This is a genomic window from Pseudomonas sp. DF5 (assembly GCF_058148225.1).
This window is the reverse complement of the sequence record NZ_JBYVYM010000035.1, coordinates 1-16776: the sequence shown is the minus strand read 5'-3', so window position 1 is coordinate 16776 and position 16776 is coordinate 1. Positions and strand designations below refer to the sequence as shown.

At 61.0% G+C, this 16776-nt stretch carries 18 protein-coding genes; 15 read left to right on the top strand and 3 right to left on the bottom strand.

All coding sequences use genetic code 11. From position 1 onward, the window contains the following. Positions 1–117: 117 nt before the first annotated feature. The 6 genes from AC30D7_RS25735 (at position 118) to AC30D7_RS25710 (ending at position 5706) form a co-directional block, all read left to right on the top strand. On the top strand, positions 118–900 hold the full coding sequence (locus tag AC30D7_RS25735) for a CbbQ/NirQ/NorQ/GpvN family protein (protein ID WP_413817535.1): 783 nt from the start codon (positions 118–120) through the stop codon (positions 898–900). Further along, positions 884–1471 carry a cytochrome c oxidase subunit 3 gene (locus tag AC30D7_RS25730; RefSeq protein WP_064617213.1) on the top strand — a complete coding sequence of 196 codons (588 nt, stop codon included), beginning with the start codon at positions 884–886 and terminating at the stop codon, positions 1469–1471. Before AC30D7_RS25735 ends, AC30D7_RS25730 begins: the two co-directional genes overlap by 17 nt. An 11-nt stretch (positions 1472–1482) precedes the next feature. Then, on the top strand, positions 1483–1740 hold the full coding sequence (locus AC30D7_RS25725; RefSeq protein WP_018927786.1) for a cytochrome C oxidase subunit IV family protein: 258 nt from the start codon (positions 1483–1485) through the stop codon (positions 1738–1740). Between the two features lie 175 nt (positions 1741–1915). Continuing rightward, a complete protein-coding gene (locus AC30D7_RS25720; protein ID WP_018927787.1) occupies positions 1916–2356 on the top strand; it encodes a c-type cytochrome in 441 nt (146 codons plus the stop codon). A gap of 3 nt (positions 2357–2359) precedes the next feature. Further along, positions 2360–3787 carry a cbb3-type cytochrome c oxidase subunit I gene (locus AC30D7_RS25715; protein ID WP_018927788.1) on the top strand — a complete coding sequence of 476 codons (1428 nt, stop codon included), beginning with the start codon at positions 2360–2362 and terminating at the stop codon, positions 3785–3787. A gap of 77 nt (positions 3788–3864) precedes the next feature. Beyond that, positions 3865–5706 carry a nitric oxide reductase activation protein NorD gene (locus AC30D7_RS25710; protein WP_490135938.1) on the top strand — a complete coding sequence of 614 codons (1842 nt, stop codon included), beginning with the start codon at positions 3865–3867 and terminating at the stop codon, positions 5704–5706. A gap of 178 nt (positions 5707–5884) precedes the next feature. Here the strand turns inward: AC30D7_RS25710 and AC30D7_RS25705 are convergent, their stop codons facing one another. Further along, positions 5885–6079 (bottom strand): protein DnrP, encoded by a 195-nt coding sequence (locus AC30D7_RS25705; protein WP_490135937.1) that lies wholly within the window; start codon positions 6077–6079, stop codon positions 5885–5887. After that, positions 6076–6759, bottom strand: a complete 684-nt coding sequence (locus tag AC30D7_RS25700) for a Crp/Fnr family transcriptional regulator (RefSeq protein ID WP_018927791.1) — start codon at positions 6757–6759, stop codon at positions 6076–6078. The genes AC30D7_RS25705 and AC30D7_RS25700 overlap by 4 nt, the downstream gene beginning before the upstream one ends. A 599-nt stretch (positions 6760–7358) precedes the next feature. On the opposite strand from AC30D7_RS25700, the gene AC30D7_RS25695 reads away from it, so the two are divergent. Then, positions 7359–8549, top strand: a complete 1191-nt coding sequence (locus tag AC30D7_RS25695; protein ID WP_490135936.1) for an NnrS family protein — start codon at positions 7359–7361, stop codon at positions 8547–8549. A 28-nt stretch (positions 8550–8577) separates the two neighbouring features. Next, positions 8578–9015, top strand: coding sequence for a hypothetical protein (locus AC30D7_RS25690; RefSeq protein WP_490135935.1), 438 nt, complete (start codon positions 8578–8580; stop codon positions 9013–9015). 73 nt (positions 9016–9088) lie between these two features. Here AC30D7_RS25690 and ytfE read toward each other — a convergent pair whose 3' ends face one another. Then, positions 9089–9763: an iron-sulfur cluster repair protein YtfE gene (gene ytfE / locus AC30D7_RS25685; RefSeq protein ID WP_490135934.1), complete on the bottom strand. Its 675-nt coding sequence runs from the start codon at positions 9761–9763 to the stop codon at positions 9089–9091. A gap of 154 nt (positions 9764–9917) precedes the next feature. Here ytfE and norR point away from each other — a divergent pair, with 154 nt between their 5' ends. The 7 genes from norR (at position 9918) to ubiT (ending at position 16691) form a co-directional block, all read left to right on the top strand. Next, the gene (gene norR, locus AC30D7_RS25680) at positions 9918–11447 is read left to right on the top strand and encodes a nitric oxide reductase transcriptional regulator NorR (RefSeq protein WP_258674173.1); all 1530 of its coding nucleotides are present in this window, start codon (positions 9918–9920) and stop codon (positions 11445–11447) included. Between the two features lie 99 nt (positions 11448–11546). Then, entirely contained in the window at positions 11547–12194 is a 648-nt protein-coding gene (gene pdxH, locus AC30D7_RS25675; protein WP_490135933.1) for a pyridoxamine 5'-phosphate oxidase, read from the top strand. A gap of 227 nt (positions 12195–12421) precedes the next feature. Next, positions 12422–12976 (top strand): molybdenum cofactor biosynthesis protein B, encoded by a 555-nt coding sequence (moaB, locus tag AC30D7_RS25670; protein WP_490135932.1) that lies wholly within the window; start codon positions 12422–12424, stop codon positions 12974–12976. After that, positions 12973–14208 (top strand): molybdopterin molybdotransferase MoeA, encoded by a 1236-nt coding sequence (locus AC30D7_RS25665; protein ID WP_490135931.1) that lies wholly within the window; start codon positions 12973–12975, stop codon positions 14206–14208. Before moaB ends, AC30D7_RS25665 begins: the two co-directional genes overlap by 4 nt. Before the next feature lie 122 nt (positions 14209–14330). Beyond that, positions 14331–15326, top strand: a complete 996-nt coding sequence (ubiU, locus tag AC30D7_RS25660; protein WP_064617223.1) for a ubiquinone anaerobic biosynthesis protein UbiU — start codon at positions 14331–14333, stop codon at positions 15324–15326. A 10-nt stretch (positions 15327–15336) separates the two neighbouring features. Next, positions 15337–16227, top strand: a complete 891-nt coding sequence (locus AC30D7_RS25655) for a U32 family peptidase (RefSeq protein WP_490135930.1) — start codon at positions 15337–15339, stop codon at positions 16225–16227. Further along, positions 16221–16691: a ubiquinone anaerobic biosynthesis accessory factor UbiT gene (gene ubiT, locus AC30D7_RS25650; protein ID WP_018927803.1), complete on the top strand. Its 471-nt coding sequence runs from the start codon at positions 16221–16223 to the stop codon at positions 16689–16691. The genes AC30D7_RS25655 and ubiT overlap by 7 nt, the downstream gene beginning before the upstream one ends. Positions 16692–16776 lie beyond the last annotated feature (85 nt).

Genomic DNA, 16776 nt, shown 5'->3' with positions numbered 1-16776 from the left:
GGCCAATGCTTGCTTGACCGCGATCAAGTTTGCCGGCCATGTCACTTGCCAGGTTGTCGCAGGCGCCCGTAGCGTGTGGCTTGAATCCGCTTTTGGAACAGACAGCCCATGGACCGAATCCAGTCTTGCGAACCCTTCTATCAACCGCTCAATAATGAGGAGGCGCTGTTCGAGCAAGCCTGGCGACACGGCATGCCGGTGCTGATCAAAGGCCCGACGGGGTGCGGCAAGACCCGTTTCGTCCAGCACATGGCCCATCGGCTGAAGCTGCCGCTGTACACCGTGGCGTGCCATGACGACCTGAGTGCCGCCGACCTGATTGGCCGTCATCTGATTGGCGCCCAAGGCACCTGGTGGCAGGACGGGCCGCTGACCCGCGCGGTGCGTGAAGGCGGCATTTGTTATCTGGACGAAGTGGTCGAGGCGCGGCAGGACACGGTGGTCGTACTGCACCCACTGGCCGATGATCGTCGCGAGTTGTTCCTGGAGCGCACCGGCGAAGTGTTGCAGGCGCCGTCCTCATTCATGCTGGTCGTGTCGTACAACCCCGGCTACCAGAACCTGCTCAAAGGCATGAAGCCCAGCACCCGACAACGTTTCGTGGCGATGCGTTTCGGCTATCCGCCGGTGGCCGATGAAGAGCGCATTGTCGCCAGGGAGGCTCAGGTGGACAGCGCGTTGGCGGCGCAAGTGGTCAGGTTGGGGCAGGCCCTGCGAAGGCTGGATCAACATGATCTTGAGGAAGTCGCCTCGACGCGGCTGCTGATTTTTACTGCGCGAATGATCCGCTCCGGCATGAGCCCGCGTGAAGCGTGCATGGCTTGCCTGGCCGAGCCGCTGAGCGATGATCCGCTGACGGTTGCGGCGCTGATGGGCGTGGTTGATGTCCACTTCGGCTGAGTCCAGGGGCGTTGCGCGTGGCCACCTGCCGGGCGATCTGGCGATGTGGTTTTTCATTTTGGCCGAGTTGTCGGTGTTCGCCATCCTGATTCTGGCGTTCGCCGTGACTCAGGCACTCAAGCCGCAGCTGTTCGGTGAAAGCCGTCAATTGCTCAACACCTCTACCGGCCTGGCGATGACCCTGAGCCTGCTCACCGCCGGGCTGTTCGCCGCGCTGGCTCAGGAGCAGGTCAGGCGTTCCCGGTCCCGCCACGGCGCCGTGCTTCTGCTGGCCGCGTTGCTTGCCGGCAGCGTCTACGTGGTGTTGAAGCTTACCGAATACCGGCACTTGCTGGCTTCGGGGCTGGGCATGGAGCACAACACGTTTTTCACCCTCTACTGGATCCTCACCGGTTTTCATTTTCTCCATGTGCTGCTCGGCATGGTCATTCTCGGATGGCTGGCCGAGCGCTGCCGTCGAGGCCTGTACAACGCCGCCAACCGCAGCGGGTTTGAATCGGGCGTGCTGTATTGGCACATGGTCGATCTGATCTGGGTCGTGCTGTTTCCGCTGGTGTACGTGCTGAATTGACGGAGGTTCTGATGTCAGCTTCCAGGTTGTTGCTCGTCTGCTGGGCAGCGTTGGCCACATTAAGCGTGTGCACCGTTGTGTTGTCACAAGTCGGCGCGACGTGGCTGTTGTCCATTGCCATTTTGCTGGTGGCGGTCGGCAAGGCCTGGCTGATCACCGATGGCTTCATGGAGATGCGCCATGCGCCGCGATTGTGGCGCCGGTTGATGGTGAGCTGGGCGCTGGTGTTGGCGGCCGTTGTGGGGCTGACGCTGGTGTCGATCGGCTAACCAATCCATGTAGCAGCTGGCGCAGCCGAACGCAGGCTGCGCCAGCTGCTACATGGACCGAGTACGACTTAAGCGTATTACCCGACCAAAACCATCTGCCTTTCTTGATCGCCATCAAGCAGGTTTTACCCCCTCGCTTTCTATCATGGGCACGCCAAGCAAAGAGGAAGCGACCATGTCAGAGACCTTCACCAAAGGCATGGCCAGGAATATCTACTTCGGGGGAAGCGTCTTTTTCTTCCTGATATTCCTGGCCTTGACCTATCACACGGAACAGACCTTTCCAGTGCGCAGCAACGAAGCGCAGTTAACCGAATCAGTGATTCGCGGCAAGACGGTCTGGGAGCAAAACAACTGCGTCGGCTGCCACACGTTGCTGGGCGAGGGCGCCTACTTTGCGCCAGAGCTGGGCAACGTATTCCAGCGACGCGGCGGGGAGGAGGGCTTTAAACCTTTTCTGCATGCCTGGATGAAAATGCAGCCGCTGGGCGTACCGGGCCGACGAGCGATGCCGCAGTTCAAGTTGAGCGAGCAAGAGGTGGATGACATCGCCGAGTTCCTCAAATGGAGCTCGAACATCAACACCAATGGCTGGCCGCCAAACAAGGAGGGCTAAGAGATGAGCATCGCTAATCCGCATCTGAAATTCGCCTCGCAAGCCGTGGCCAAACCGTACTTCGTGTTTGCCCTGATGCTGTTTCTCGGTCAGGTGCTGTTCGGTTTGATCATGGGGGTGCAATACGTGATCGGAGACTTTCTGTTCCCGATCATTCCCTTCAACGTGGCGCGGATGGTGCACACCAATCTGCTGATCGTCTGGTTGCTGTTCGGCTTCATGGGCGCCGCCTATTACCTGATTCCGGAAGAGGCCGACCGCGAACTGCACAGCCCGAAGCTGGCGATCATTCTGTTTTGGGTATTCGCCGCTGCTGGTGTGCTGACGATTCTTGGCTATCTGCTGGTGCCTTATGCGGGCCTGGCCAAACTGACGCATAACGAGCTGTTGCCGACCATGGGCCGGGAGTTCCTGGAGCAGCCGACCATCACCAAGATGGGCATCGTGGTGGTGTGCCTGGGTTTTCTCTATAACATCGGCATGACCTTGCTCAAAGGTCGCAAGACCACCGTCAGCATGGTGATGATGACCGGGTTGATCGGCCTTGCGGTGTTCTTCCTGTTCTCCTTCTACAACCCCGGTAACCTGGCCCGCGACAAGTTCTACTGGTGGTGGGTGGTGCATCTTTGGGTGGAAGGCGTGTGGGAGCTGATCATGGGCTCGATGCTCGCCTTCGTGCTGATCAAGATCACCGGTGTCGACCGGGAAGTCGTGGAGAAATGGCTCTACGTGATCATCGCCATGGCGCTGATTACCGGGATCATCGGCACCGGTCACCACTTCTTCTGGATCGGTGCGCCCGAGGTCTGGCTGTGGGTCGGCTCGATCTTCTCCGCATTCGAACCGCTGCCGTTCCTGGCCATGGTGATCTTTGCCTTCAGCATGGTGAAGAACCGTCGTCGGCAACACCCCAACCGTGCCGCCACGCTGTGGGCCAAGGGCACCACGGTCACGGCGTTCTTCGGTGCGGGTGTCTGGGGCTTTCTGCATACCCTGGCGCCGGTCAACTTCTACACCCACGGTTCGCAATTGACGGCAGCGCACGGTCACCTGGCTTTCTACGGTGCTTACGCGATGATCGTGATGACCTTGATCAGCTACGCCATGCCACGACTGCGCGGGCTGGGTGAAGCGGGTGACGAGCGTTCACAGACCCTCGAAGTCTGGGGCTTCTGGTTAATGACCCTGTCGATGGTGATGATCACGCTGTTCCTCACCGCGGCCGGTGTCGTACAGGTTTACCTGCAACGCTGGCAGGCCGATGGGATCGCATTGCCATTCATGGCTACGGTCGAACATCTGCAAGTGCTGTTCTGGGCGCGTCTGGGTGCTGGTATCGGCTTCTTCGCCGGGCTGCTCTGTTACCTGTTCAGCTTCAAGCAACGTGGCCGCGCAGCCTTGCGCGCTCCGGCGGCGGTTGTACCTTCATGATCGGGTGCAATGGCTAGGAAAAGGTCGGCCCGGCTGATACAGCGGGCCGTTTTTTGGTTCCAGCAAGGGCAAGCACCATGGCGTTTACCGTCGAACTGGAAGAGTGGGTAGGCAGTGTCTGGCATCGTTTCATCACCCGGCGCGCCAGCCCGGACTTCCCCGAAGCACGGGTTGAACTGGCCAGCCAGCAACGCCCGCTGGCGCTGTTGTTTCGCGCCATGGGTGGTGCCAATGGCGTCGGTGTGGAAGCGGCCAGCGACCGCGATCTGCTGCTGCGACGCAATGTGTTGCAGCAAATCGCCGGCACCTGCAAACAAGTACCGCTGGCGTGGTGTGACGAGCGTAATTTACGGCTGCCGTCGAGCCTGGCGGTGTTTCCCGAAGTGGCACTGAATGAGGAACTCTATCGCTGGCTCGCGTTGCTGGCGGCGCAGGCCGGGCCGATGCGCCACTGGGGCCGGGACAATCAACGCTGGACGCAACAGCTGCTGCGACGCTATCCCGCGTTGCGTGTTCGTTACCAACGACTGGTCGATGCCCATCTGCAATTGCGCCCCGATCCGGCCTCGTTGAACGCCAGCGAATCGGCACTGGAACGGGCGTTATGCCAGGCGTTGCGCGAGCCCGGCAGTGTCGAGCATTTTCCCCGCAGCGAACGGGCCGCGTGGCCGCTGCCGCTGTGGTTGTACCCGCCGCAACACCTCGTCAGCCCCCAGGCTGCCGATCTGGGCGATGAGTCCGAAGAGTCTTTGACCACGCCACCCGGCGAGCAGAAAGGCGGGCGTAAGCGCGCGACGCGGATCGATGAAAGCACCCGTGAAGGCGGGCTGCTGGTGGTGCGTCTGGAGAACCTGTTCAGCTGGACCGAGCACGTGGAGCTGGATCGCTGGTCGGATGACAGCGAAGACCCGGACGCTGCCCGAGTCGCCGACGACCTGGATGAATTGACGCTGTCGCGCACACGCCTGCGCAAGGGGGGCGGTCTCAAGCTGCATCTGGATTTACCACCGGCCGATGTCGACGATATTCCCCTCGGCGAGGGCATCAAGTTGCCGGAGTGGGACTATCGCAAACAACGGATGCAGGACAGCTTCGTCAACCTGCAAATGCTGGTGCCCCGCGACTGTGAGGCGCAGCCGCTGCCGCTACGCCTGAAGGCCTCGGCGCACCGTTTGCGGCGTCAGTTCGAGCACCTGCGCAATGATCGTCAATGGTTACGCCAACAACCTCAGGGATCAGAGCTGGACATGCAGGCCTGGCTGGATTTTCACGTTGATCGCGAGCATGGCCAGTGCGCCGAACGCGGTTTGTTCATGGAGCAGCGGCAGACTCGCCGCGACCTGGCGTGCCTGTTGCTGGCCGACGTGTCGATGTCCACTGACGCCCACCTGAACGATCAGCATCGTGTCATCGACGTGATCCGCGACAGCCTGCTGCTGTTCGGCGAAACCTTGTCGGTGCTGGGTGATGATTTCGCCCTGTACGGGTTTTCCTCGTTGCGTCGTCAGCAAGTGCGCATGCAGGAACTCAAGTCGTTCACCCAGCGGTATGACGACAACACCCGAGGTCGTATTCAAGGTCTCAAACCGGGGTATTACACACGCATGGGCGCCGCCATTCGCCAGGCCACGCAACTATTGGGCAAGAGTAAGCGGCGCAGCAAACTGTTGTTGCTGCTGACGGATGGCAAACCGAATGATCTGGATCTGTATGAGGGGCGTTACGGTGTTGAAGATACCCGCGAGGCGGTGCTGGAGGCACGGCGTCAGGGGCTGACGCCGTTCTGTATCACGATCGATCGCGAGGCCGGGGATTACCTGCCGTACATGTTCGGCGCCAATGGCTACACATTGATCCGTCAGCCCGAACAACTGCCCCTGCGCTTGCCGCAGTTGTACCGCCAACTGACCCAACTGTGATGTCCTTGACCATCTGCGTCCCTGTAGCAGCTGCCGAGCGTGCGAGGCTGCGTTCGGCTGCGCAGCAGTCGTAAATCCTGAGCCCACGGTATTCCTGAATCACCGCGGTGAATGGTTTTACGACTGCTGCGCAGCCGAACGCAGGCTGCGCCAGCTGCTACAGGGATATGTGCGATCTTCAGCTGCGCGGCAGCCAGAAAAACATCACCACGCAAAAGACCGTCAGGCCAACGCAGAACCACATGAATCGGCGCTGTCGACGTTCCCCGGCGTGTTCAGCCAGTGCCGGCAGGGGCATGCCGCATTGGTGGCACTCGGTTTCTTGTGAAAGGTTGGCATGTTGGCAATACAGGCAGACGGGCATGGCACTCACTCGAACTGTTCCAGGCGCAGACGATCAAGAATGGCGATCTGACGGCCGTCCTGGGTGATGATGTTTTCATCGATCAAGCGGCGGATGATTCGCGAAAAGGTTTCTGGCTGGATCGACAGATGCCCGGCAATCAGTTGCTTGGCCATCGGCAGTTCGAATTGGCAGTCAACGGTTTGCTGGCGCACCAGTTGCGTCAGCAGATAACGCACGACCCGGTGGGTGGCGTTTTTCAGCGACAGGGTTTCGATTTCGTTGACCCGTTGATGTAAGCGAACGCAGAGTTTGCCCAGCAGTGCAAAGGTCAGCCGGCTATTGCTCTGCAGCAGGCGCATGTAGGTGCTGTTGGATAAACGATAGAGCTGGGTGGGGCAGATCGCTTCGGCCGAGGCCACATAGTTTGGGGTGTCCATCAGCATCATCGCCTCGGCGAAGGTTTGCCGCTCACTGATGACCTCGAACACTTTCTCCTGCCCATCCGGTGTCAGCCGGTAGATTTTTACCGCGCCGGCAATCACGAAATAGAACGCATCGGCCGGCTCACCCTGACGAAACAACGGCTCGCCTTTGTCGATGCTCAGCAATTGGCTGGTACTCATCAATTCGTCCAGCTGTTCTTCGTTCAGCGGTTCGAACAGATGATGACTGCGCAGAATCTGGTGATGGACGCGGTGAAGCACCATGAGAATTCATCCTGAAGATTGAGAAGGGGACTGGCGATCAAGTCAGACGAGGCCCAGGGAAACGCCGCTGGCCACGGCCAGGATTGAGGTCAGCACCACGAACCAGGCCAGTGGCTGGATGACTTTTTTCATGACGACTCCGGGTAATCGAGAGGGGGGTCAGGGTTTCCGTAAGGTTGCCCATGCTGAGCAAGACGCGGGCCAGGCCCGGAGGCCTTTGTTTAGTGGGGTTCTCAGCGACCAGGGTAGAAAATACCGTGATCTTTAGGGTTTAAATAACCATTAAAGGGTCATTTATACCCTGAGCCGATCACCCTGTGGCGAGGGAGCTTGCTCCCGCTGGAGTGCGAAGCGCTCCCAAACATCGGCCGTCGCAAACCGACAGATACAACGCGTCAGCCGGTTTACGGCTGCTGCGCACCCGAGCGGGAGCAAGCTCCCTCGCCACAAAGGGCACGCGCTCGGTATCGAGGCACGCCCCTTGCACACTTGATCTGCGACAACGGCAATGGATCGGTAATACCCGATGATTGCCCCTGGATTTGCCTCGGCACCTGCGGGTTGGTGTCAGGTCAGCAGCAAGGTAGAGGAGTGGTTTTATGCAAGTGCTTGACCGCCGTAAAGCGATGGCAATCACGCCGCTGTTTCGGCTGGCCTTTCGGCCATTTTTCCTCGCCGGTTGCCTTTTGGCGGTGCTGGCCATTCCGCTCTGGCTGGCGGCCTTCAGTGGTTCGATTTCCAACTGGCAGCCGGCGGGCGGATGGCTGGGCTGGCATCGGCATGAATTGTTGTTCGGGTTCGGCTTGGCGATTATCGCGGGCTTTCTGTTGACGGCGGTGCAGACCTGGACTGGTCGTCCCGGCCTAAGCGGCAAACCGTTGGCCGCGCTGGCGTTGCTGTGGTTGTTGGCGCGGGTGGCCTGGCTGGCCAATGCGCCATTGCCGTTGCTCGCAGTACTGGAACTGGCGTTCCCGTTGGCGGTGGCGGTACTCATGGGCTTCACCTTGTGGAAAGTGCGGCAGAAACGTAACTACCCGATTGTGGTGGTCTTGATGTTATTGGCCTTGGCTGACGGGTTGTCTCTGTACGGCCTGGTCGAGGGGCATGAAGGCTGGCAGCGCCAAGGCGTACTGAGCGGCCTCTGGCTGGTGGCGGCGATGATGGGGTTGATCGGCGGGCGGGTAATTCCGTTCTTCACCCAGCGCGGCCTTGGTCGGGTTGAAGGCGTTGTCGCCTGGCCCTGGCTGGATCGATTGCTGTTGGTCGGTTCGCCGCTGGTGGCGTTGTTGTATGCCGCAGGACCTGCGCTCGTCCCCAATGTCTGGGTGGGTCTGCTGTTCGCGGTGCTGGCGGCAGGGCATCTGGTGCGCCTGGTGCGCTGGCATGACCGGGCACTCTGGCGCGTGCCGTTGCTGTGGTCGCTGCATCTGGCTTATGGCTGGTTGGCGGTGGCTTGTCTCGGGATGGCGCTGTGGCATTTCGGTGTGCCGATCAACCCGAGTCTGGCGGTGCATTGCCTGACCATAGGGGCCATGGCTGGCCTGGTGCTGGCGATGATCGCGCGGGTCAGCCTCGGCCACACCGGTCGACCCCTGGAACCGCCATCGGGCATGACCCTGGCCTTCATTTTGCTCAACCTGGCGTGTCTGAGCCGGGTCGTGTTGATTCTGTTCTTCCCGTTGGCCGCATTGTGGCTGGCCGGTTTGTGCTGGGCGCTGGCGTTTGCGCTGTATGCCTGGCGCTACGGGCCGATGCTGCTGCGGACCCGGGTTGACGGTCATCCGGGATGAATACGCGAATGAATGGAGGCAGCCGCTGATGTATCCCTTTTTACTGGTCACGCATTTGCTGGCGGCGATTGCCTTCATTGGCACGCTGTTTTTCGAGGTGGTTATCTGGCATCGCGCTCGCCAGCAGTTGACGGACGTATCGCAAGTGACGGCGGACCAGGCGATTGCCGTGCGCTCGCGCAAAGTGCTGCATGGCGTGGTGTTGCTGTTGTATGGCGCCGGCATCGGTTTGGCGTGGCAGTACCGGGGCGCATTGAGTCAGCCGTTGGCCAGCAGTTTTGGTACGTTGCTGAGCCTGAAAATCCTGTTGGCCCTGAGCATCATTGGTCATTACTTGCTGCTGGCCTATTGGCTGACCCACGGGCGCCTGACCGCGACCCGCGCATGCTGGATTCGCCGCAGTATTCTCGGGCACATGGTGTTGATCGTGATCCTGGCCAAGGCCATGTTCTATTGGCACGGCTGATCGCAATACGTCCCTCATAAACAAAACCCGCGTCATCCGGTTGGATGGCGCGGGTTGGGGGGGCGGCAATCGATCAATGGCGGGGGTTCAAGGCATTAATGAACAACACGTTGTTTTCCAGGTGGATGTGTTGCATCAAGTCGTCCTTGAACTCCCGCAGCCCGCGATAGAGGGCGCGCCAGGTGTTACAGGCATCGGCGGGCGGGATGATGTGATTGGTCAGGGCGAGCATTTGTTCCAGTGCCTGGCCATGTTGATCATGTTCGAAACGCAGCACCTGTATCGGCGGTGCGGCCTGAGGACCAACGCCTTGTTGCAGCATCGGGAACAGCACTTGTTCTTCCTTGAGCATGTGGCCTTCGAGCTCCTGCTGCATGTCAGTCAGCAGATCGGCCAGGCCGTTGGGACAGCTGCTGCGTGCACCATGGACCTGTTCGACGCGGCGAGCCAGACGGATCAGTTCCGGCAGTTGCTCGCGGTGGCGGGCGTGGTAGCGCGTCAGAAGATGGGCGATCAGCAGTTCCGACGGTTCGTTGCGCCAGTCGTGCTGGGTTTCGCCAGCGTCTTGCAGAACCTGCAGGGCGTCGGCGATGAGGACCGGGTCGAGGTTTTTGCCAAGGGCCGCTTCACGCAGGCTTTTATGCCCGCCGCAACAGAAGTCCAGTTTGAAGGTGTGAAAGATCCGGGTGGCACCGGGAATGTCGCAGGCCAGTTGGCCGAGGCTTTGTTCCAATAGGGGCTGGCTCATCAGGGTTCCTTGTTTGGGTTTCAACGGTTCCCCAGGCTCATTGCACCCGGCATGCCATTTTTAACGTATTGAAAAACATGGATTAATTTTTAGTTGTGGTGATATTCACCCTGATGCTTCAGGGTAAATACAACTATAGAGGGTGATGACTACCATGCTGCGAGAAAGCCTGGCGGCCGACCTGATCGTCGAGTTGCCCAATGCCGTGCGGTTGCAACGACTGGTCCAGACCCTGCGCGAATACTTCAACAGTGGCGCCGTGGGCTTGCTGCGTCTGGATGACGACAGCCTCAGGCCCGTGGCGACGGTGGGGCTGGTGCATGAAGCGTTGGGACGCCGGTTCGTCATCGCCCAGCATCCTCGGCTGGCGGCGATCATGGCGTCGCGCGAGCCGACCTGGTTCGAGCCCGACAGTCGCCTGCCCGACCCCTATGATGGCTTGCTCGACAACCACGTCGGCGAACCGCTGCCAGTGCATGACTGCATGGGCGTGAGCCTCTATGTCGAGGGGCGGATCTGGGGCGCGATCACCCTCGATGCGCTGCACGCCGGAACCTTCGACAACCGGGCGCGGGAAGAACTCAAGCGTTGCACTTTGCAGATCGAAGCCGCCGTGCGGGTCACTCGCCTGGAGCAGGAAAACCGCAGCTTGCGCCTGTCCCGCAGCGATCCCCAGGACTTGCGCATGCCCGTCGGGGAGGGCGAGATCCTTGGGCAAAGTGAGGTGTTGCATCAGTTGCTCAATGAGCTGGATGTACTGGCCGATTCCGATCTGCCGGTATTGCTGCTGGGCGAGACCGGCGTCGGCAAAGAGTTGTTTGCCCGGCGCTTGCATCGTCTTTCAAGGCGCCACCACAAACCGCTGATACAGGTTAACTGCGCAGCCTTGCCGGAGTCGCTGGCGGAGAGTGAGTTGTTCGGGCATGTCAAAGGCGCCTTTTCCGGTGCCACCAGTGACCGCGCCGGACGGTTCGATGCCGCCAACGGTGGCACGCTGTTTCTTGATGAAGTCGGGGAGTTGCCCTTGAGCGTGCAAGCGAAATTGCTGCGCACCCTGCAAAACGGCGAGATCCAGCGGCTGGGCGCCGACAAGCCTTTGCACGTCGATGTGCGAATCATCGCCGCCACCAATCGGCACCTGCCGGACAGCATCCGCGATGGCTTGTTTCGCGCCGATCTGTATCACCGTCTCTCGGTGTACCCGGTGCCGATTCCGGCCCTGCGCGAGCGTGGTCACGATGTGTTGATGCTGGCCGGGCATTTTCTGGAGCTCAATCGGGCGCGGCTCGGCCTGCGAGGTTTGCGTTTGTCGCCGGCGGCGGAGCGAGCCTTGCTGGCATACACCTGGCCGGGCAATGTGCGCGAACTGGAGCACGTCATCAGTCGGGCGGCGTTGAAGCAGCTCAGTCGCGGGACGAGTCGCACATCGATCATGACGCTGGAGCCAGAGGTTCTCGATCTCGACAGCCCGATGGCCGCGCCGGGGGCAGAGGTCGAGCCATCCCGGGACATTACGGCTGATCTGCCGTTCCAGCCCCTGGGCGAAGCCGTCGATGATTACCAGCGCAAGAAGATCCTCGAGGCCCTGAGCCTGTCCGGGGACAACTGGGCCAGCGCCGCGCGGATGCTGGAAGTCGACCCCAGCAATTTGCACAAACTGGCGCGACGCCTGCGTCTGAAGTAGGTCAGGGCGCTGCCGTGTCGACGCTCGGTGTTGATGGCGGTCAAGGTGGTATCGCGCAGTGCCTCGCACACTGCGCAAAACCTTCCGGAGATCACTGTCATGCCCCTGTCCCTGGCCCAAATGCGCCGCAACTACACCCTTAATGGCCTGCAAGATGAGGCTGCGCTGGACGATCCGCTGGCGATGTTCCGGCAATGGCTGCAACAGGCCCGCGATACCGAGTGCGCACCTGTCGAGGCCAATAGCATGGTGCTGGCGACGGTCGATGATGAAGGGCGGCCGCACTGCCGGGTGCTGTTGCTCAAAGGCTTGAGCGATGAAGGCTTTACATTTTTCGGCAATTATCAGAGCGACAAGGGGCGGCAACTGGCCGCCAATCCCTATGCCGCCATGACGTTTTTCTGGCCGGGGCTGGAGCGTCAAGTGCGCATCGAAGGCCGGGTGTCCAGGCTCGACCCGCAACTCTCGGATGCATACTTCGATTCCCGCTCGATGGCCAGTCGCCTGGGCGCCTGGGCTTCACCGCAAAGCCGTCCGTTGGCCAGCCGTGCAGCGCTGGAGTCGATGCTGGCGCAAACCATCAAAGGCTTCGTCGGCCAGACCGTTTCGCGCCCTGAGCATTGGGGCGGTTATTGCCTGCACCCTGAACGTCTGGAGTTCTGGCAGGGCCGTGCCGACCGCTTGCATGACCGTCTCGATTACCGGTTGCGCGATGGCCTGTGGAAACGGAGCCGGTTGGCACCTTGAAAGCGATGGGGGCAGTGTGGGAGCGGGCTTGCCCGCGAAGGCGTCATTTCAGTCAATACATGTGTTGAGTCGAGTATCGCCATCGCGGGCAAGCCCGCTCCCACAGGTTTTGTGTGCCCGGCACATCTCTCTATGTCCCCGTCGAGGTACCTCCTTGGAGGAATAGGCTCGTTCGCTATTCCGGTTCAGGCTTTGGGCCATACCCTCATCTACGGGAAAGCCTGGATATGGCCCATCTGACGCAACGCCGTTTCGAACCCCTGAACATTGCCGTGCTGACCATCAGCGATACGCGCACCTTTGACACCGACACTTCAGGACAGACCCTGACGGATTTGCTGCAAACGGCCGGGCATGTGCTGATCGATCGTGGCCTGGTCAAGGATGATATTTATCAGATCCGCGCAACGGTCTCCCAGTGGATCGCCGACCCCCGGGTGCAAGTCATATTGATGACTGGCGGCACCGGTTTCACCGCTCGTGACAACACACCGCAAGCGGTGCTGCCACTGCTGGACAAACATGTGGAAGGCTTCGGCGAATTGTTCCGCCAGGTGTCGCTGGAAGAGATTGGCATGTCCAGTCTGCAGTCCCGGGCACTGGCCGGGATGAGCAACGGTGTACTGGTGTGCTGCGTTCCTGGCTCGCCGGGTGCCTGCCGGACTGCCTGGAACAAGATTCTGCTCGAGCAACTGGACAGTCGCACCGGCCCATGTAACTTCGCCCCGCATTTGAAAGCGCAAGCACAGCGGGTCATCGACGCCTGCGAGACACGCTCATGAGCGGCCGGGTGTGCGACCTCGGCAACCTGATGCCCGTGGACGAGGCCATCAGCCGTCTGCTCGACCAGGCACCGCCACCACCCCTGGCGCAAATGATCCGTCTGGACCAAGCCATGGGGCGGGTACTGGCAGCGGACATTCATTGCCCGGTGAATCTCCCTGCCTGGGACAACAGTGCCATGGACGGTTATGCCTTCAGGGCTGCCGACCTGCCGGCGGAAGGTGGCTGTTTGACGATTGGCGGCCGAATTGCGGCGGGGGATCAAGCGTGTTCGCCCTTGCTCGCGCAACAAACGGTACAGATCTTTACCGGCGCGCCATTACCACCGGGTGCCGATACCGTGGTGCCGCAAGAGCGCTGCCGGGTCGAGGGCGAGCGCGTCTGGTTCCCGCCGGTATCCGTTGGCGATCACGTGCGCAAGGAGGGCGAGGAAGTTCGCCGCGGGCATCTGCTGCTCAAGGCCGGCAAACGCCTGCGCGCGCAAGAACTGGGATTGCTGGCCGGTGCCGGGATTGCCCGGGTCGAGGTCTATCGGCCGTTGCAGGTGTGCCTGCTCAGCAGCGGTAATGAACTGCGTGAGCCGGGCGATCCCTTGGCGCCCGGGCAGATTTACAACAGCAATCGTTACTGCCTGGCGGCGTTGTTGCGCGGCTGGGGCGTCGAGGTGCACGACTATGGCGTCATGGCAGATGAGCTGGCGGCCAGCCGGCATGCCCTGAGCCTGGCGTCTTCGGAATGCGACTTGCTGTTGAGCTCCGGGGGCGTGTCGGTCGGCGAGGAGGACCATCTCAAACAGGCCATCGAGGAACTGGGCAGTGTGAATTTCTGGCGGCTGGCCATCCAGCCCGGTAAGCCATTGGCCTATGGCGCAGTGGCCGGCAAACCGTGGATCGGTATGCCGGGAAACCCGTCAGGGGCGCTGATTACCGCGTTGGTGGTGGTGCGTCCGTTCCTGCTCAGGGCTCAGGGTATGACTGACGTGCTGCCAGTGCCGTTGGCTGTACCCGCCGGGTTCGACTGGTTGCAGCGTAACAAGCGTCGACAATACCTGCGGGCCAGATTGATGCCCGGCGCCGATGGCCAGTTGACTGTGGAACTGCACCCTCAACAAAGCTCGGCGATGTTGACCGCCGCCTGCTGGGCCGACGGGCTGGCGGTGATCGAGTGCGAGCAGCAAGTGCTCAAGCACGACAACGTGATGTTCCTGTCCTTCGCCGACCTGATGCATTGATGGCAATTGATTGCCGTCAAGGCTGTGCCTGCCGGTCTCGCTAGACTGGCAGCGCCTTTTTCGAAGGGTGCGCCACAGACGCCGGGCGCTGCCCCGGACGCGTAATTTCATGAGGATTACCCATGCAACTGGTCTGCCCGGCAGGGAACCTGCCTGCGCTTAAAGCGGCGGTGCGCCAAGGTGCCGATGCCGTGTATGTCGGCTTTCGCGATGACACCAATGCCCGGCATTTCGCGGGGCTGAACATGGACGACAAACAGTTCGACGCCGCCGTCGCCCACATTCGCCAGCATCAACGCAAACTCTACGTCGCGGTCAACACGTACCCACAACCCAAGGGTTGGGAGCGCTGGCAACGGGCGGTGGATCGTGCCGCCGATTTCGGCGTCGATGCGCTGATCGCCGCCGACCCCGGGGTGCTCGACTATGCCAGTCAGCGTCACCCGCAGTTGGCCTTGCATCTGTCGGTTCAGGGGTCGGCAACCCATGCCGCGGCGCTGGAGTTTTATGCGCAACGCTACGGCATTCGTCGCGCGGTATTGCCACGGGTGTTGTCGTTGGCGCAGGTACGTCAAGTCGCCGCCAGCAGCCCGGTGCCCATCGAAGTCTTTGGCTTCGGCAGCTTGTGCATCATGGCCGAAGGGCGTTGCCACCTGTCTTCCTACATTACCGGTGAGTCGCCGAACCTGTGCGGTGTCTGTTCGCCAGCCAAAGCCGTGCGTTGGAGCGAGGACGCCGAAGGCTTGAGCGCGCGCCTCAGCGAAGTGCTGATCGATCGCTACACCCCTGACGAATCGGCCGGTTACCCGACCTTGTGCAAAGGCCGTTTTCTGGTCGATGGCAAACGCTTTCATGCGCTGGAGGAGCCCACCAGCCTCGACACCCTGGACTTGCTCCCGGAATTGACGGCCATTGGCGTCGAAGCGGTGAAAATCGAGGGCCGCCAACGCAGCCCGGCGTATGTCGAACAAGTCACCCGGGTCTGGCGCGCGGCATTGGATGCTCACCGTGGCGCGCCCGGCAGTTTTCGGGTCAAGGAAGAATGGCGTCAGGTGCTGGCCGGTTTGTCCGAAGGCAGCCAGACCACCCTGGGCGCTTATCATCGATCATGGCAATGAGGGACGCGACATGAAGCTCAGCCTGGGACCGGTCCTGTTTTATTGGGACAAAGAGCAACTCAGCAACTTTTACGCCGACATGTCGACCTTGCCCCTGGACGTGATTTATCTGGGGGAAACCGTGTGTTCCAAACGCCGGGCCTTTTCCCTGGATCAATGGCTGGGGCTGGGGCGCGAGTTACAGGAATGCAGCCAGGCACAGTTGGTGCTTTCCAGCCTGACGCTGATCGAGGCTGCCTCCGAACTCTCCAGCCTGCGCCGGCTGTGCGACAACGGCGAGTTGTTGGTGGAGGCCAACGACATGGGCGCGGTGCATTTCCTGGCCGAGCGCAAGTTACCTTTCGTGGGCGGCCCGGCGCTCAATCTGTACAACGGCCACTCATTGGCACAATTACTCGATAGCGGAATGACTCGCTGGGTGCCGCCCGTGGAGTGTTCGGCGGCGCTGATCAGCGACGTGATCGGACAGGTGCGTGAACTGGGCCGTGCAGTGCCGGAAGTTGAAATCTTCGCCTATGGGCATCTGCCATTGGCCTATTCCGCCCGCTGCTTCACTGCCCGTGCGGAAAACCGGCCCAAGGACGATTGCCGGTTCTGCTGTATCAACTACCCCGATGGCTTGGCGCTGACCAGCCAGGAAGGGCAACCACTGTTTACCCTTAACGGTATTCAAACGATGTCGGCCGAGGTGACCAATCTGCTGGCCGATTACGCCGGACTGGTGGCCTGCGGTGCCGATCTGTTGCGCCTGAGCCCTCGTGCTCAAGGCATGGCCGACGTGATCGCGGCCTATCAACGGGTTCGTCAGGGCGAGACACCGCCGCTGTTCGTCGAAGGTTGCAATGGCTATTGGCATGGCCAGGCCGGCATGCTGCGCGTCGAGGAGGTCGGCCTGTGTTGAATCGGAAAAAGTGGCTGTTGAAAGGTGCCGACCGGTTGTTGCCATTGGTGCGACGGGTGCCTTTTGCCGTGCAACGCCTGGCGTTGCAGCAGACGCTGAATCGCTGCCTCGCCGAGCCATTGCGCGAGGGCGAGTTCGAAGTGCTGCGCGGACGTTGGCTGTGCTTGCGGATTCCGGACCTGGGTTTGTCCTGGTACCTGACGCTCAGTCGTCAGGGCTTGCGGATTGCCGAGCATGCTACGGCGAACGTGACCATCAGCGGTAACTGGCGCGAATTTTTATTGCTGGCCAGCCGTCAGGAAGATCCGGACACGTTGTTCTTTCGCCGGCGGCTGGTCATCGAGGGTGATACCGAACTGGGGCTGGCGCTGAAGAACCTGATCGACAGCCTTGATCCCGATGTTCTGCCTGTATGGTTGTGGCGCAATCTGGAGCGGGCGGGGAAGGGCTTGGCGGCGGGATGACCAACGTAGATTAAATGTGGGAGCGAGCAAGTCGAATCGTCGCACCGCCGCTCCCACAGTTTGATCTGCACCCCAAAAGTTGGAT

Coding starts and splice junctions, on each gene's coding strand:
- ubiU (WP_064617223.1), top strand. CDS start 14,331: ATGCAACTGGTCTGCCCGGCAGGGAACCTGCCTGCGCTTAAAGCGGCG.
- AC30D7_RS25715 (WP_018927788.1), top strand. CDS start 2,360: ATGAGCATCGCTAATCCGCATCTGAAATTCGCCTCGCAAGCCGTGGCC.
- AC30D7_RS25695 (WP_490135936.1), top strand. CDS start 7,359: ATGCAAGTGCTTGACCGCCGTAAAGCGATGGCAATCACGCCGCTGTTT.
- pdxH (WP_490135933.1), top strand. CDS start 11,547: ATGCCCCTGTCCCTGGCCCAAATGCGCCGCAACTACACCCTTAATGGC.
- AC30D7_RS25700 (WP_018927791.1), bottom strand. CDS start 6,759: ATGGTGCTTCACCGCGTCCATCACCAGATTCTGCGCAGTCATCATCTG.
- AC30D7_RS25665 (WP_490135931.1), top strand. CDS start 12,973: ATGAGCGGCCGGGTGTGCGACCTCGGCAACCTGATGCCCGTGGACGAG.
- AC30D7_RS25710 (WP_490135938.1), top strand. CDS start 3,865: ATGGCGTTTACCGTCGAACTGGAAGAGTGGGTAGGCAGTGTCTGGCAT.
- AC30D7_RS25690 (WP_490135935.1), top strand. CDS start 8,578: ATGTATCCCTTTTTACTGGTCACGCATTTGCTGGCGGCGATTGCCTTC.
- ytfE (WP_490135934.1), bottom strand. CDS start 9,763: ATGAGCCAGCCCCTATTGGAACAAAGCCTCGGCCAACTGGCCTGCGAC.
- AC30D7_RS25725 (WP_018927786.1), top strand. CDS start 1,483: ATGTCAGCTTCCAGGTTGTTGCTCGTCTGCTGGGCAGCGTTGGCCACA.
- AC30D7_RS25720 (WP_018927787.1), top strand. CDS start 1,916: ATGTCAGAGACCTTCACCAAAGGCATGGCCAGGAATATCTACTTCGGG.
- AC30D7_RS25730 (WP_064617213.1), top strand. CDS start 884: ATGTCCACTTCGGCTGAGTCCAGGGGCGTTGCGCGTGGCCACCTGCCG.
- AC30D7_RS25655 (WP_490135930.1), top strand. CDS start 15,337: ATGAAGCTCAGCCTGGGACCGGTCCTGTTTTATTGGGACAAAGAGCAA.
- moaB (WP_490135932.1), top strand. CDS start 12,422: ATGGCCCATCTGACGCAACGCCGTTTCGAACCCCTGAACATTGCCGTG.
- norR (WP_258674173.1), top strand. CDS start 9,918: ATGCTGCGAGAAAGCCTGGCGGCCGACCTGATCGTCGAGTTGCCCAAT.